Below are 15,002 nucleotides of genomic sequence, written 5' to 3' on the forward strand. Positions count from 1 at the left end.
CTGCAACGGAATGTGACGAGAAGTTACGATTCCGTTGCCAACACCTGCAATACTCTTGGCGCTTCGGTCAGGCCGCCACGGGCGCATGCGCCTGAAACTGCAGCGCAGCCAGGTTCGCGTACACGCCGCGCAGCGCGACCAGTTCGTGGTGCGTGCCCATCTCGACGATTCTGCCGCCATCAAGTACGACGATACGGTCGGCGCGCTGCACCGTCGCCAGGCGGTGGGCGATGATGATCGTGGTGCGCCCGATCATGGCCGCTTCGAGTGCCCGTTGCACGAGGCGTTCCGATTCGGCGTCGAGCGCACTGGTGGCTTCGTCGAGCAGCAGCAGCGGCGGGTTCTTCAGCAGTGCGCGTGCAATCGCGATGCGCTGGCGCTGGCCGCCCGACAAACGCACACCGCGCTCGCCCAGGAACGAGCGGTAGCCTTCCGGCAGGCGCTCGATGAATTCGTGCGCGGCCGCCATGCGCGCCGCCGCGATCACTTCGTCGTCGGTGGCGTCGGGGCGGCCGTAGCGGATGTTTTCCATCGCGTCGAGCGAGAACACGACCGTATCCTGCGGCACGATGCCGACCGCGCCCCGCAGCGTCTGCAGCGTCAGGTCGCGCACGTCGACGCCGTCGAGGCGGATGCTGCCCGATTGCGGATCGTAAAAGCGCAGCAGCAGCTGGAACAGCGTGGTCTTGCCGGCGCCGGACGGACCGACGACCGCCACCGTTTCGCCTGGCTGGATCTCGAGCGCCAGGTGCGACAGCGCCGCTTCCTGCAGGCGCGATGGGTAGGCGAAGGTGACGCTGTCGAGCGTCACGCGCGCGCCATTGGCGGTACGCGCAGGCAGGGCAGCCGGGTGGGGCGGATCCTGAATATCCGAGCGCGCGCCCAGCAGTTCGAGCAGGCGCTCGGTGGCGCCGGCGGCGCGCTGGGCGTCGCCCATCACTTCCGACAAGGCGCCGACCGAACCGGCGACGATGCCGGCGTACAGGATGAACTGCCCCAGCTCGCCGCCAGTCATGGTTCCGGCAATCACGGCGTGCGCGCCCAGCCACAGCACGAACACGATCGCCCCGAAGATCAGCACGATGGCCAGGAGCGTGAGCGTGGCGCGTGCGCGGATGCGGCGCATGGCGGTGGTGAAGGCGCTTTCGACTTCGACGCCAAAGCGCCCGGCCTCGTAGCCTTCACGCGTGAAGGCCTGCACGGTCGGCATGGCGTTGAGGATTTCACCGGCGACGGCCGATGCATCGGCGATGCGGTCCTGCGAATCGCGCGACAGCTTGCGCACGCGGCGGCCGAACAGCACGATCGGCAGCACGACCAGCACCAGCAGGCCAAGAATGATCGACGTCAGGCGCGGGCTGGTGATGAACAGCATCACCAGGCCACCGATGAACAGCAGCGTGTTGCGCAGCGCGAGCGAGATGCTGGTGCCGACGATCGCCTGGATCAGCGTCGTGTCGGTGGTCAGGCGCGACAGCACTTCGCCGGTGCGCGTGGTCTCGAAAAATTCGGGACTCTGGCGCACCACGTGCCGGTACACGGCGCTGCGAATGTCCGCCGTCACCCGCTCGCCGAGCCACGAGACCATGTAGAAGCGCGCGGCCGTGGCTACTGCCAGCACGGCGGCCACGCCGAACAGCGCCAGAAAGGTCGCATTGACGTTCTCGATGCCGCGCGCGGTGGCCGAGGCGCCGAAGCCCAGATCGATCATCTGCTTGAACGCTGCCGGAATGGCCAGCGTGGCGCCGGCCGCGAACAGCAGGGCGATGCCGGCCAGGATGAACTGGCGCCGGTAGGGCGCCATGAACGGGATCAAGCCCTTGAGGGTCGAGAGGCTGCTCTTGCTCGGGATGTCTGCGTCGGGGGAGGCGGTGGAGCTGGTGGTACGCGTCGTCATCGTGTCTTCGTGGGATTCTTATAATTTCATCGGCTGCACATAGCCGGTCATCTCGAGGTAGCCGCGGCCGACGCGGCGCCCGTTCTGCTGGATCGTGACTGCGCCTTCCCAGTACACGGCGCCCGTCGAGCGGCGCGAATCGAGTTCCTGGTCGTTCTGCAGCGGGACGATCTGCCATACCTGGTCGCCGGTGGTGATCGTGGTGGCGATCGGGTAAGTCGCCTGCGTGCGCGGGGACGTCCACAGCGTCTTCGGCGTGAACGTGATCTGCTCCGGCGCGTAATGCGTGACCTTGCCTGCCTTGTCGCGCCGGGTGGCGTGCGCCCATAGTTTACCACCTTGCTTGTCGCGGATCTGGAAAGCCATCAGCGCGCCGCCGTCGTCGAGGTTGGCACCAACCCAGTTCCAGCCCACGGCGTCAGGCTGCAGGGCTTCGCTCGACCACTCGTGATCGAGCCAGGCGCTCCCGGTGACGGCCGTGGCGGCCATGCCGGCGCGGCCCACGCTGCCCGTGACGGCCAGTTGCGGTTCGCTGTAGTAGTAGCTGGCATGCTGCGCGCTCGGGCCCTTGCGCGAGTAGCCGCCCTGGCCCTGTGCCAGCACCGGTTGCGTGGGGCGCAGACGCAGTTCCAGCGTCAGCTGGTTCGAGCGGATGGTGACGCGGTAGGTGCCATCCTGGTCGCGCACCATGCGCCAGTCGTCCAGTTTCAGGTCGGTGTTGCCGGGGCGGGCCCAGGCCAGGCCGAAGCCTTCGCGCGCGCTGCGCTGGTCGTGCACGAGGCGCCCGACCGCCGGGTCGGACAGCGCCGCGTGGCCGATCACCAGCTGGCGCGGCGTGAAGTGGCTCGGATTGGCGCCGTCCACGCCCGTGCGGCTGCGAAAGAACGTGACCTGGAACCCCAGCGGGCGCTTGTCGGGCGTTTCGACCCAGCCGGTGACGTACCACCATTCGGTGCGAAACTCGGGATGGGCACCGTAGTCGCGCGGGAACGTCAGCGCCGCGCCGGGCGTGACGGGGGCAAACACGGGCGGTTCGGCGCGCGCTGGCAGCGCCAGCAACGTCAACAGCGACAGCAGTACACCCAGGATGAAACGCATTACCAATCCTCTCTGACAGCGCGCACCGGACCGCTTGATAAGGCCTGGCGGCCTGACACGAGCGCGGTGGCGATGGACGCGATCACCAGCACCGCGGCCACGCTGCCCAGCAGTGGCCATGGCAGGTGCAGGCCCATGGTCCAGTGGAACGACTGCGGGTTGATCACGAATACCAGGATCAGGCTGATGGTCAGCCCGAGCACGAAACCGGCGATGACGCCCAGGCCGGTGAGCAGGCCGCCTTCGAAGGCGAGCAGCTGCAGGACCTGGCGCCGCGTGACGCCGACGTGGCGCAGCATACCGAATTCTCGCGCCCGTGCCAAAGTCTGGGCCGAAAAACTGGCCGCGATGCCCGATAGCCCGATGGCGATCGCGATCGCCTCCAGCAAGTACGTGACTGCGAAACTGCGGTCGAAAATCTTCAGGCTCGCGGCGCGGATGTCGCCCGGGCGCATGAAGGTGAGCGCCGCGCCGAATGGCAGCGCGCGCAAACGGGTTTCCAGCGCTTCCGCGTCGACGCCGTCGCCGGTCCACAGCGCCGCATCGGTGACATCGCCTTCGCCGGTCAGCTTGCGGTAGTCGGCCAGCTGGATGACGACCGAGCCGCTCTGGTTGGCGTAATCGCGCCAGGCGCCGGCCACAAAGAACGGCGTCTCGGCGCCTCCCAGCGGCAGGCGCAGCATCTGGCCGACGCGCGCGCCATACAGATCCAGCAGCGCCTCGGACACCCAGGCCGGCCGCGCGCCGGCAGGAATCGGCGCGCTGGCGCCCACCAGATACAACAGGCGCGCCGGATCGCGCACGTCGATGTCGCGCGCGATGACGACGACCGGTGGCCGCCCGGGCGCGAGCGACACGCGCCGCGTGCGCAGGAACTGGATCTGCTGCACGCCAGGCAGCGCCGTCAAGGCAGCCTGCTGCGCCGGGCTCAGGTAACCGGTACCGCCGGCATCCAGCGTGCGCACATACAGGTCGGCCGGCAGGATGTGGCCCATCCAGTCGTCGACCGAGACCCGGAAGCTCGAGACCATGATCCCCATCGCCACCATCAGGCTGAAACTGGCCAGGATGCCGCCCAGCGCAATCGAGGCCTGGCCTGGCGCATTGGCCAGGCGCCCGAGCGACAGCGCCAGCACGGGCAGCGGATGCCGCTTCTTTGCCAGCAAGCCTTCGAGCGCGCGGAACGTAACGGCGGCAAAGCGCGGCATCAGGCCGATGCCGCCCACGAGCAGCAACGCGATCGCCAGGTAGCCAAACAGCGGCAGCTCGAACACGGGCGGCGCAAAGGCGAACAGCGCGGCGATCGCCAGACAGGCAAGCGACGGCCAAACGCGCGCCAGGCGCGATAGCGGCGCTTCGTCGGCGCCGGACTTGATTGCCACGGCCGGCCGGGCGCGCGCCGCTTCCCATGCCGGCGCCAGGCAACCAAGCAAGGCCACACCCAGGCCCAGCCCGAAGAAGACGACGGCGGCGCCCGGCGTGAACGCCACCTGCGGGCGAATGCCGGGGAAATAGCCGGCGCCGAGGTCGCCGCCAAAATAATGCAGTGCGGTGGCGGCCAGCGCGTAGCCGGCGCCAATGCCCAGCAGGCTGCCGGCCACGCCCAGGCTCGCGCCTTCGAGCAGCACCTGACGCAGCAACTGGCCCCGTTCGAAGCCCAGCACGCGCAGCAGCGCGAACTGGCTGCGCCGGCGCATGACGGACAGCGCCTGGGTCGAGAATACGAGGAAGGCGCCGGTAAACAGCGCCACCAAAGCCAGCACCGTCAGATTGACGCGGTAGGCACGGCTCATGTTGGACGTGCGGCTTTCCTGGTCAGCGTCGTTCGGCTGGCCGACCGTGAAGCGGCCCGGCCAGGTGCGCTCGAGATCGGCCGCCAGCGCGCGCTGGAACGCGGCGCGGTCGACGCCGCTGCGCAGCTTGAGGTCCACGCGCGAGAGCTTGCCGACGCGTTCGAGGCGCCACTGCAGCGCGCCGATGTCCATCACGGCCAGGCGCTGGCCGCTGCGCGCCCGCTGCACGGGGCCGGCCACGCGCAGCGCGATGACGCCGGTGCCCGCGCGCAGATTCAGTGAGTCGCCACGCCGCTTGCCCAGCCACGCTTCGGCGGCAGGTGACAGGAACAGCGCATCGTCGGCCAGCACGTCCAGCATACGGCCGTTGCCCGGCACACCGGTCAGGTCGGGCGAGATGAAGCCGGCGCGAAAGGCATCGATGCCGATGATGCGCAGCGGCGTGTCCTGGCCCGGCATGCCGGCCTGCACCTCGAGAATGGGGGCGGCCACCGCGACGTCCGGGTGGCTGGCCAGCTGCGGGTACACCGCTTCGTCGAACAGCAGCTCGCGCCCCTGAACCTGGATATCCGCCTGGCCCGACAGGCTCTTGACGGCGGCCGAGAATTCATTGAAGGCTGCGGCGTTGATCAGGTGGATGGCAAAGCCCATCGACACGCCAACGGCAATCGCGGCAATCGCGACGAGCGCGCGGACCGGGTGCGCGCGCCACTCGCCGAGCAGCAGCCAGCGCGTGAGCCGGCTCAACCCGGGCATTCGACCGCCAGTGTTTCAGACATGCGGCGCGCCTTGATGCGGGCGATGGCTTTTGCCGCATCGGTGCTGCGCGTCAGGTCTTCGTCGGCCCAGCGTGCCTGCAGACGCAGCTTGTCGCAGCGCTTGCGCAGGGCCAGCGCGGCACGCGCGGTGCGCTCGAATTCATGGGCATCACGTTCAGCTTGCACTGCGCGTGTCCGGTCGATGGCTGCCAGTGCGGTGCGGGCAGCGGCCAGGCGCGCGGCCTGCACGGGATCGGGCTGCGGGGCAGGCGGCAGCGCGAGCGGCGCGCCGGCGCCACGGCAGGGGTGGTCAGCGTAACTCACGTGCGCTCCGTCATGACATTTATAGACCGCGCCGGCCGTGGCCAGCCGGCACACGGCGCAGCACGCCGCACACAATACAAGGCAACATAGGCACCACGGGCAACGCATGGCAGGCTCCCGGTCATAGTATTTTCCCCGGATTCATGATGCCCAGCGGGTCGAGCGCGGTTTTGATGGCACGCATCATGCCAAGTTCGACCGGCGACTTGGTGCGTGCCAGTTCGTCGCGTTTCAGCGCGCCGATGCCGTGCTCGGCCGAGATCGAGCCGGCAAACGCCACCACCGCGTCGTGCACGATGCGGTTCACGGCATCTTGCTGCAGCAGGAAGGTGTCGTGCGCAACGCCCGGTGGCGGCGCCACGTTGTAATGCAGGTTGCCATCGCCCAGGTGGCCGAACGTGACCAGCACGCAGCCCGGGAACGCCCGGTCGAGCGCAGCGTCGGTGTGCGCGATGAAATCCGGAATCGTCGAGACCGGCAACGAGATGTCGTGCTTGATGTTCTTGCCGGCCGCCGCCTGCGCCAATGGGATGTGTTCCCGCAGGCGCCACAGGCCAAGCGCTTGCTGGCTGGATGTTGCCACGACGGCGTCGCGGGCGATGCCGTCTTCCAGCGCGGCGCCGATGCCGGATTCGAGCAGCGCCTGCGCATGTGCCTCGGATTCATTGCTCGACAATTCCACGAGCGCATACTGCGGGTGGCGCGTGGCGAACGGTTGTGGCAGGGCAGGGAACTGTTGCGCGACCAGGTCCAGGCACACAGCCGACATCAGTTCGAAGCCGGTGAGCGCCGCGCCGCAGCGCGCCTGCAGCAAATTCAGTAGTGCCAGCGCCTGGCGCGGCGAGTCCAGCGCGACAAGGGCTGTGAGCACGCCGCGCGGCGCCGGAAACAGTTTCAACACCGCGGCTGTGATGACGCCCAGCGTGCCTTCGGCGCCGATGAACAGGTCGCGCAGCGCGTAGCCCGTGTTGTCCTTGCGCAGACCGCGCAAGCCATCCCAGACGGCGCCCTCGGCGTTGACGACTTCGAGGCCCAGGCACAGGTCGCGCGTATTCCCGTAGCGCAGCACGGCAGTGCCGCCGGCATTGGTCGACAGGTTGCCGCCAATCGTGCACGAGCCTTCGGCGGCCAGCGACAGCGGATACAGCATGCCGGCCCCGGCGGCGGCGGCCTGGATGTCGGCCAGGATGCAGCCGGCTTCGACCGTCATGGTACGGTTGGCCGGGTCGATCGCGCGGATGCGGTTCAGGCGGCGCAGCGACAGCACGATCGCGTCGCCCGATGTATCGGGCACGCTGCCCATGACCAGGCCCGTGCGGCCGCCTTGCGGGACGATGGGGGCACCGGCGCTGGCGCACAGGCGCACGATTGCAGCGACCTGATCGGTGTCCAGCGGCAGTACGACAGCGCGTGCGCGGCCACTGTAGCGGCCGCGCCAGTCGGCCAGGTAGCCCGCCATGTCGGCCTGATCCGTGATGACATGGCCGACGCCCACGATGGAGCGCAGCCCTTGCAGGAAGGCGACCGCTGACTGGTCAACCATGCGGGACTTTGACCTTGTCCAGCAATTCCTTGGCCATGCGCTGCGCTTCCTTCTTGAACGGGCGCAGGTACAGCAGGGCGCAGACGTAGAACACGACCACCAGCACGACTTCACCGATGGCCATCTGGCGCGACAGCGGGTTGGTATCGGCCCAGGCCCGCACGGCGCCTTCGGCAAAGTAAATCAGGATCAGCATCGACGACCATTGCAGCGTGTACAAGTCGCGCTTGATGACGCCGCGCAGCGGCAGCAGCAACGGCAGCGCTTTCAGTGCCAGCAGCCAGCTGCCCGGCTGGAGCGGTGCGACGAACGCTTCCCACGCCACCAGCCAGCCGATCAGCCAGACCAGGCTGAGTACCGCGCCGATATGAAAGACTCTGCCTTTGCCCATTATTGACCTTCGTGCAGTTTGAGCGCCGCGGTTGCCAGGCGGCGACCAAGCGCGATCGACAAGGCGCGCTCGTCCTCGGTGATGGCGCGTTTGCCATCGACGCCGGCCCAGTGGGTGGCGCCGTACGGGCTGCCGCCGCTGGCGGTGTTCATCAGTTCGGGATGCGTGTACGGCAAGCCCATCACGAGCATGCCGTGGTGCAGCAGGGGAATCATCATCGACAGCAGTGTTGCCTCTTGCCCGCCGTGCAGGCTGCCGGTGGACGTGAACACGACCGCCGGCTTGCCTGACAGCGTGCCATTGACCCACTCGGCGGCGGTGCCGTCGAGGAAGTACTTCATGCTCGAGGCCATATTGCCAAAGCGCGTGGGCGAGCCCAGCGCGAGGCCCGCGCATTCGGCCAGGTCGGCCGCTTCGACATACGGCGCGCCATCTTCGGGGATGGACGGCGCAGTCGCTTCTGCCACCGATGACACACCGGGCACGGTGCGCAGGCGCGCCTCGGCGCCGGGGACGCTGTCGATGCCCTGGGCGATCAGCTCTGCCAGCTTGCGCGTGGCGCCGTGGCGGGAGTAGTACAAAACCAGGATGCTCAAAGGGTTCGTGTTCATCCTTGGTATTATAGTGCGCTTTGTTGAAGTGACATGCCCGGGTTGACGCCCAATTCGTGGCCTGAATCGGGTATTTCCATGGCCATGCCGAACCAATCGCCGCAGCATCCTTCCCACACCGTTACCGACAGCGCCGACGGCAGCCTCGAGCGCAGCCTGACGCGGGCCGAGGCCAAGGATCTGGTGCGCTTTGCGCTGCGCCGCCTGCGCGAAGAGCGCCTGCCGCAGGTTGCCGGCAGCCTGACCTTTACGACCACGCTGGCGCTGGTGCCGCTGCTCACGATCGTGCTGGCCATTTTCACGATGTTTCCGGCGTTCGGCCAGGTACGCACGATGGTCGACGCCTGGTTCGTGCAGAACCTGATGCCGCCGGCCATCGCTAGCACGATCAGCGGCAACCTGACGCAGTTTGCCAGCAAGGCCAAGGGCCTGTCGGCGCTGGGCGCCGTAGCGCTGCTGTTTACGACGGCCGCGACCATGAGCCTGATCGAGCGGGTCTTCAACCAGATCTGGGGCGTGCGCCAGCCCCGTCCGTGGACCCAGCGCCTGCTGGTGTACTGGGCCCTGATCACGCTGGGTCCGATCCTGTTCGGCGCCTCGCTCAGTTTCACGTCACAGCTGGTGGACGTCACCGGTGGGCTGGAGCGCGATGCCAGCGTGCTGGCCACGCTGGCCTTCACGCTGGCATCGATTGCCGCGACGACGGGTGGCTACACGTTGCTGTACGTGGCGGTGCCGAATCGCCATGTCGCCTGGCGCGACGCGTTCTGGGGCGCGCTCGCCGCCGCGATCGCGTTCGAAGTCGCCAAGCGCGTGTTTGGCCTCTTCATCCGCCAGTTTCCGACCTACGCGATCATCTACGGCGCGCTGGCCGCGCTGCCGCTGTTCCTGGTCTGGATCTATGTCACCTGGATGATCACGCTGGTGGGCGCCTTGCTAACGGCGGCACTGCCGGTCGTCAAATACGAACGCTGGTGGTACCAGGCCGCACCCGGCGGCGCCTTCGTCGACGCGATGTCGGTGCTGAAAGTCCTGCACGGCAGTGCAAAGTTGAGTGGCACGGCGCTCGTGTCCGGCAGCACCATCCGCCATCACACGCGCATCGGTTACAACGAACTGGCGCGCCTGCTGCACCGGATGGTGGCCGAAGGCTGGGTCGGGCGCGTGCACGACCAGGCGCCGGCGAAGATCAGCTGGCGCCACACCAAGCGCGCCAGTCAGGAGCACTGGGTGCTGCTGGCTGACCCGGATACGCTGCGCCTGGCCGACGTGTATCGCCTGTTTGTGTTCGACTTCGCGGTGGAGGAGGCCGTGCAGCGCGAAGAAGAGGCCAGCCCCGATACCGCCCTGTCGCTCGACACCGGCGCGCTGGCGCGCCGGGTCGAAGAGGCGGTCGAGGCCGGGCTGGGCGAAACGCTGCGCGAGCATTTCGGCGACTCTGGCGATGCCGGGGACGCCGACGCCGACGCCGACGTGGATGCGACTGCTGCGCCGGTCAGCTGATCAGTCGTTCAGCCTGCGCCAGCAGCGCGTTCGACACCGCCTCGGGCGCTTCCTGCATCATCGCGTGACCCGTATCGACCGTGACGATGGTTGCATGGGTAATCGCGTCAGTCAGTGCACCAGCCTTGCGCGGCGGCGTCATCTTGTCCTGCGTTCCCTGCAAGAACACGACCGGACAGGTCACTGCGGTGGCGGCCGTCATGCCGTTGGCGTACGCATTGCACGCGGCCAGATCGGTGTGCAGCAGCGGCTCACTGCTACCGGCTGCCAGGCGCTGCATCATGTCGCGTGCGGCGTCGGCAACTGACGGGTCGCTCGATGCCGCATGCGACCAGGTCACGACCATGTCAATGGCGGCCTGCTGATCGTCCAGCGCCGTGGCGAGCAGGGCGTCGGCCACCTTTATCGGGAACGTGGCGCCCAGCAAGGCCAGGCCGGCGGCGCGCTGCGGCGCCCGGGACGCCGCTTCCAGCGCGACCAGCGCACCCATGCTGTGACCGGCCAGCAGCGCACGCTCGACGCCCGCCGCATCGAGCAGGGCGATCAGCCAGTCGGCCAGCGCCTCGACCGAGCGCAAGGCCGGCCCGTCACTGCGCCCATGGCCGGGCAGATCGGGCGCCAGCACGGCAAAGCCGCGCGCGGCGAGCGCCCGGCTTTGCTGTGCCCACACCGCGTGGTCGTTCAAGGCGCCGTGCACCAGCACGACCGTGGGCAGCGCCGGGTCGAACGGGTTGTCGCCGGTATGGCAAAAGGCGGTATGCCCGTCGATCGTGAATTGCATGTCAGATAGCCTGTCTGGATGGAAGAGCGCCATCCTAGCAGCGTTGGCCGTTTGCGCAATCTGCACTGCACCATTCTGCGGCCGTGCCCGCACCTTGAGGTGGCGCAATGCTGGATTTTTTACCGGGCATAGGCTACAGTCGGCGTTATGCCTTATACAAATTTATCCAACAGCAGTATTGACCGCGCGGGGGTGGCCAGCATGAAAGTTTCGGAAATCCTGCAAGTGAAGGGCAATATCCTGTACACCGTGACGCCCGACCAGCCCCTGGTCGAGGCCGTAACCACGATGTCCGAGAACGATATCGGTTCGCTCGTCGTCATGGAATACGGCGATCTGGTGGGCATGCTGACGTTCCGCGAAGTGCTCAAGACGCTGCACGCCAATGGCGGCGCGGTGGGCGCCGGCACGGTGCGTCGTCACATGGACGACAGCCCGATCACCGTCACACCGGAGACTGAAGTCAACGAGGTACGCCGCATCATGCTGGAAAAGCATGCACGCTATCTGCCCGTGATGGATGCACGCACGCTGCTGGGCGTGATCTCGTTCTACGATGTGGCGCGCGCCGTGCTGGAAGCGCAAAGCTTTGAGAACCGCATGCTCAAGGCCTATATCCGCGACTGGCCAGCCGAGCAGAACGCGCCGGACTGACCATGTCACCGGTCACGCCGTGCGCGTGACCGGCTCACCAGCCAGCCAGGCCAGCAGCGCCTCGGGCGACAACGGCCGCGAATACAGGTAGCCCTGGGCTAGCGGACAACCGAGTTCGCGCAGGATCTGCGCCTGGCGCTCGTCTTCCACCCCTTCTGCAATCACCGACAAGCCCAGGTTGCGGCCCAGCTGCACCACCATCTGCGCGATGCTGCTGCCGCGCGCCGAGCCGGTAATCTCGGTGACGAACGTGCGGTCGATCTTGAGCCGGTCCACTTGCAGCCGCTGCAGGTGCGACAGCGATGAAAACCCGGTGCCGAAATCGTCGATCGCGATCGACACGCCGGTGCGCTTGACGTGCGCGAGCTTTTCCACGAGCGCGGCCGGCTCTTCCATGGCCATCGATTCCGTGATCTCCAGTTCGATGAAGTCGGGCGGCGCGCCCGTATCGGCAAGCGCGCGGCGCAGCATGTCGAGAAAGTGCGGATGCCGCAGCTGCACCTGCGAGACATTGACCGACATGGTAAATGCCGTGTGACCGGCGGCGCGCAGGCGCAGCAGCTCGGTGCAGGCCTCGCGCAGCACCCATTCGCCGATCTCCACGATCAGGCCCGAGTATTCGGCAATCGGGATGAAGCGGTCGGGCGGGACGAGTTTGCCATCCGGCTGACGCCAGCGCAGCAGCGCCTCGGCGCCAATGGCGCGGTTGGTGGTCAGGTCGATCTGCGGCTGATAATCCAGAAACAGTTCGCCGCGCTGGAAGCCGCTGCGCAGCGCATGCATCATGCGCACCCGCTCGCGAATCTCGACGCCCATGCTGCGCGAAAAATAACAGTGGCCGGCGCGCTGCTGCAGCTTGGCGCGCTTGAGCGCGATGTCGCCATCCTTGAGGGCATCGGCACCGCTGCCATCGTGCTCGCGCAGGCAAACGAGACCCAGCGTGGACGACACCTGGACGTCCTGGCCATCGATGTGGAACGCGTCGAGAAACAGCTTCTGCAGCGCGGCCGGCTGGACCAGCTCGGCACCGCCCAGCACGCAGAAGATGTCGCCGCCGATGCGGCCGATATGCAGGGCCGGTGCGAGACCAGGCGCGACTGGGGACGCCAGGCGCGTGCACAGGCGCCGGGCGACGGCGGCCAGCAGCAGGTCGCCGAAGCGGTGCCCGAGTGCGTCATTGGTTTCTGCGAAGTGGTCGATGTCGACCAGCGCCAGCACAGCGTCGCTGTCGGCGCCCGCGGCCAGCGTGGCGTCGATCAGCTCGATCATGCGCGTGCGGTTGGGCAGGCCGGTGAGCGGATCGTGGAACGCCGACTTGTTCAGGTCGGTCACCAGTTCGCAATTGTCGAGGCTGACGGCCACCATGCCGCAAAAGACCTTCAGCAGGCGCGTCTCGACGTCGCTGATCGGGCGTTCAAGCGGCATGCAGGCCACGAAATCGCGTCCGGCCTTGCCGGGGAAGAACAAGGTCAGCATGCCGTCGTCGGTCGTGCAGCCGCGCTGCGCGATCGTGCGCTCGGCGGCCAGCGCGAGCCGGGTCACGTGCGGATCGTCGTACTGCGCGCCGAGTTCGCAGCCGTCGAGGTCGCGGCTGTCGCCGCAGGCGGCCACCACGCATAGCGCGCCGACTGCGCCAGTGCCATCGCTGAACTCCCGCGTGCAGAGCACGCCGTCGACCGGCTGCCCGACCAGCCCGGCAGCCTGGGCCAGGATGCCGTATGCCACGTCGCGCACGCCGTGCAGTGCCATCAGCTGCGCGCAAGCGGCGACGATGCGCTCCATGCCGATCCGGTTGGCTTCGAGCGCGCAGAGTTGTTCGTACGAGCGGATGGCGGCGGCCACAGCGGTGTAGAGCTTGGTGCGGGTCAGTTCTGACTTTGTGCGGTAATCGTTGATGTCATAGCCGCGGATCGCCTCCATTTCGGGCGCATAGCCAGGCTGGCCGGTACGCAGGATGATGCGCACGTCATGCAGGTCCAGCTCTTCGCGGATGCGGCGCACCAGTTGCAGGCCGGCGTCAGCGCGCTCCATCACGACGTCCAGCAGGATGACGGCGATGTCGTTTTCACGGCCCAGCAGTGCGAATGCCTCGGCGGCCGAGTAGGCATGCAGGAAGGCCAATCCACGGCCCTGCATGACGACGTTGTCCAGCGCGAACGTGGTCGTCGAATGCACATCGGCATCGTCGTCGACAATCAGGATGCGCCACGGTGCCCGTCTGCCGGTGTCGACGGCATCGACTTCGTCGGCAAAGACGAGGTCATCCATCATGGGGTCCTGCAATGGGTCGGCGGTCGGCGTCGAAGCTGGCATGTGCTACGTCTCCAGGGAGGCTTGGCATGTATACGTCAAGTATATAGGCATTTGTAAATAGGAAAGGAAGCCAGCGGTTGTTCAACAGTGATATATCTTGGTAAATATAGCCTGATAGAAACATTTTGGCGAGGGTCGATTGCAGATTGTCCGTTTCTGCTCCCCGGATCGCCTGTTAAAATGCTTTTTCGATCAAACCGCACCCCTTCATATCCATGTCCGGCAATACATTTGGCAAGCTGTTTTCCGTCACCACTTTTGGCGAATCGCACGGTCCCGCGATCGGTTGCGTCATCGATGGCTGCCCACCCGGCATGGCGCTGACCGAAGCCGATATCCAGGCTGACCTTGACCGCCGCAAGCCCGGCACGTCGCGCCACGTCACGCAGCGCCAGGAACCCGACCGGGTCGAGATCCTGTCCGGCGTCTACCAGGGCGTTACGACCGGCACGCCGATCGCGCTGCTGATTCGCAACGAAGACCAGCGCAGCAAGGATTACGGCAATATCGCCGAGAGCTTCCGTCCCGGCCACGCTGACTATACGTACTGGCACAAGTACGGCGTGCGCGATCCGCGCGGCGGCGGGCGTTCATCGGCGCGCCTGACGGCGCCGGTGGTGGGCGCGGGCGCCGTCGCCAGAAAATGGTTGCGCGAGCAGTACGGCACCGAGTTCCTGGGCTGCATGCGCGCGCTGGGCGACATCGACGTGCCATTCGACGGCTGGGAGCACGTGCACGCCAATCCTTTCTTTGCCGCCACGGGCGACGCCGCGCTGCTGGCGCGCATGGAAGATGCAATGGATCAGTTGCGCCGCGACGGCGACTCGATCGGCGCGCGCATCGACGTCATCGCGCGTGGCGTGCCGGTGGGCTGGGGTCAGCCGATCTATGACAAGCTCGATGCCGACATCGCCTACGGGATGATGGGCATCAATGCCGTCAAGGGCGTGGAAATCGGCGCCGGTTTTGCCTCGGTGGCGCAGCGCGGTTCCGAGCATGGCGACGAGCTGACGCAAGAAGGGTTTATTGGCAACCATGCCGGTGGGGTGCTGGGCGGGATCTCGACGGGACAGGACATCACGGTGTCGCTGGCGATCAAGCCGACCTCGTCGATCCGGGTGCCACGCCGTTCGATCGACAAGGAAGGCAATCCGGCGCTGGTGGAAACCTTCGGGCGCCACGACCCGTGCGTGGGCATCCGGGCAACGCCAATTGCCGAAGCGATGCTGGCGCTGGTGCTGATCGATCACGCCCTGATGCACCGCGCGCAGTGTGGCGACGTGAAGGTCGCTACGCCCCGCCTGACGTAACCGTCCGTAGCCGGGGTGGCCAGCAC

Annotated in this window: 12 protein-coding genes; 3 read left to right on the forward strand and 9 right to left on the reverse strand. The window is 67.1% G+C overall.

Going from position 1 to position 15,002, the window contains the following annotated elements:
* Positions 1-67 precede the first annotated feature (67 nt).
* The 7 genes from ACZ0AJ_RS07510 to wrbA all read right to left on the reverse strand — a co-directional run bounded on the left by ACZ0AJ_RS07510 (position 68) and on the right by wrbA (position 8,415).
* Positions 68-1,897 (reverse strand): ABC transporter transmembrane domain-containing protein, encoded by a 1,830-nt coding sequence (locus ACZ0AJ_RS07510; RefSeq protein ID WP_499453604.1) that lies wholly within the window; start codon positions 1,895-1,897, stop codon positions 68-70.
* Between the two features lie 18 nt (positions 1,898-1,915).
* Positions 1,916-2,995, reverse strand: coding sequence for a lipocalin-like domain-containing protein (locus ACZ0AJ_RS07515; RefSeq protein WP_499453606.1), 1,080 nt, complete (start codon positions 2,993-2,995; stop codon positions 1,916-1,918).
* Entirely contained in the window at positions 2,995-5,544 is a 2,550-nt protein-coding gene (locus tag ACZ0AJ_RS07520) for an FtsX-like permease family protein (protein ID WP_499453608.1), read from the reverse strand. Before ACZ0AJ_RS07520 ends, ACZ0AJ_RS07515 begins: the two co-directional genes overlap by 1 nt.
* Positions 5,532-5,870, reverse strand: a complete 339-nt coding sequence (locus ACZ0AJ_RS07525) for a DUF4124 domain-containing protein (protein ID WP_499454399.1) — start codon at positions 5,868-5,870, stop codon at positions 5,532-5,534. Before ACZ0AJ_RS07525 ends, ACZ0AJ_RS07520 begins: the two co-directional genes overlap by 13 nt.
* A gap of 121 nt (positions 5,871-5,991) precedes the next feature.
* Positions 5,992-7,413 (reverse strand): FAD-binding oxidoreductase, encoded by a 1,422-nt coding sequence (locus tag ACZ0AJ_RS07530; protein WP_499453612.1) that lies wholly within the window; start codon positions 7,411-7,413, stop codon positions 5,992-5,994.
* On the reverse strand, positions 7,406-7,804 hold the full coding sequence (locus ACZ0AJ_RS07535; RefSeq protein ID WP_183552018.1) for a DUF2069 domain-containing protein: 399 nt from the start codon (positions 7,802-7,804) through the stop codon (positions 7,406-7,408). Before ACZ0AJ_RS07535 ends, ACZ0AJ_RS07530 begins: the two co-directional genes overlap by 8 nt.
* Positions 7,804-8,415 carry an NAD(P)H:quinone oxidoreductase gene (wrbA, locus tag ACZ0AJ_RS07540; protein ID WP_499453614.1) on the reverse strand — a complete coding sequence of 204 codons (612 nt, stop codon included), beginning with the start codon at positions 8,413-8,415 and terminating at the stop codon, positions 7,804-7,806. The genes ACZ0AJ_RS07535 and wrbA overlap by 1 nt, the downstream gene beginning before the upstream one ends.
* Before the next feature lie 78 nt (positions 8,416-8,493).
* On the opposite strand from wrbA, the gene ACZ0AJ_RS07545 reads away from it, so the two are divergent.
* Positions 8,494-9,918 carry a YihY family inner membrane protein gene (locus ACZ0AJ_RS07545; RefSeq protein ID WP_499454401.1) on the forward strand — a complete coding sequence of 475 codons (1,425 nt, stop codon included), beginning with the start codon at positions 8,494-8,496 and terminating at the stop codon, positions 9,916-9,918.
* Here ACZ0AJ_RS07545 and ACZ0AJ_RS07550 read toward each other — a convergent pair.
* Positions 9,911-10,699 (reverse strand): alpha/beta fold hydrolase, encoded by a 789-nt coding sequence (locus ACZ0AJ_RS07550; protein WP_499453618.1) that lies wholly within the window; start codon positions 10,697-10,699, stop codon positions 9,911-9,913. The genes ACZ0AJ_RS07545 and ACZ0AJ_RS07550 overlap by 8 nt on opposite strands.
* Before the next feature lie 201 nt (positions 10,700-10,900).
* Between ACZ0AJ_RS07550 and ACZ0AJ_RS07555 the strand changes: the two genes are divergently transcribed.
* Entirely contained in the window at positions 10,901-11,353 is a 453-nt protein-coding gene (locus ACZ0AJ_RS07555; protein WP_183552023.1) for a CBS domain-containing protein, read from the forward strand.
* 12 nt (positions 11,354-11,365) lie between these two features.
* Here the strand turns inward: ACZ0AJ_RS07555 and ACZ0AJ_RS07560 are convergent, their stop codons facing one another.
* On the reverse strand, positions 11,366-13,666 hold the full coding sequence (locus tag ACZ0AJ_RS07560; RefSeq protein WP_499454404.1) for an EAL domain-containing response regulator: 2,301 nt from the start codon (positions 13,664-13,666) through the stop codon (positions 11,366-11,368).
* Between the two features lie 215 nt (positions 13,667-13,881).
* On the opposite strand from ACZ0AJ_RS07560, the gene aroC reads away from it, so the two are divergent.
* Positions 13,882-14,976, forward strand: coding sequence for a chorismate synthase (aroC, locus tag ACZ0AJ_RS07565; RefSeq protein ID WP_499453620.1), 1,095 nt, complete (start codon positions 13,882-13,884; stop codon positions 14,974-14,976).
* Positions 14,977-15,002 lie beyond the last annotated feature (26 nt).

Source organism: Telluria sp. AC161 (assembly GCF_979258535.1).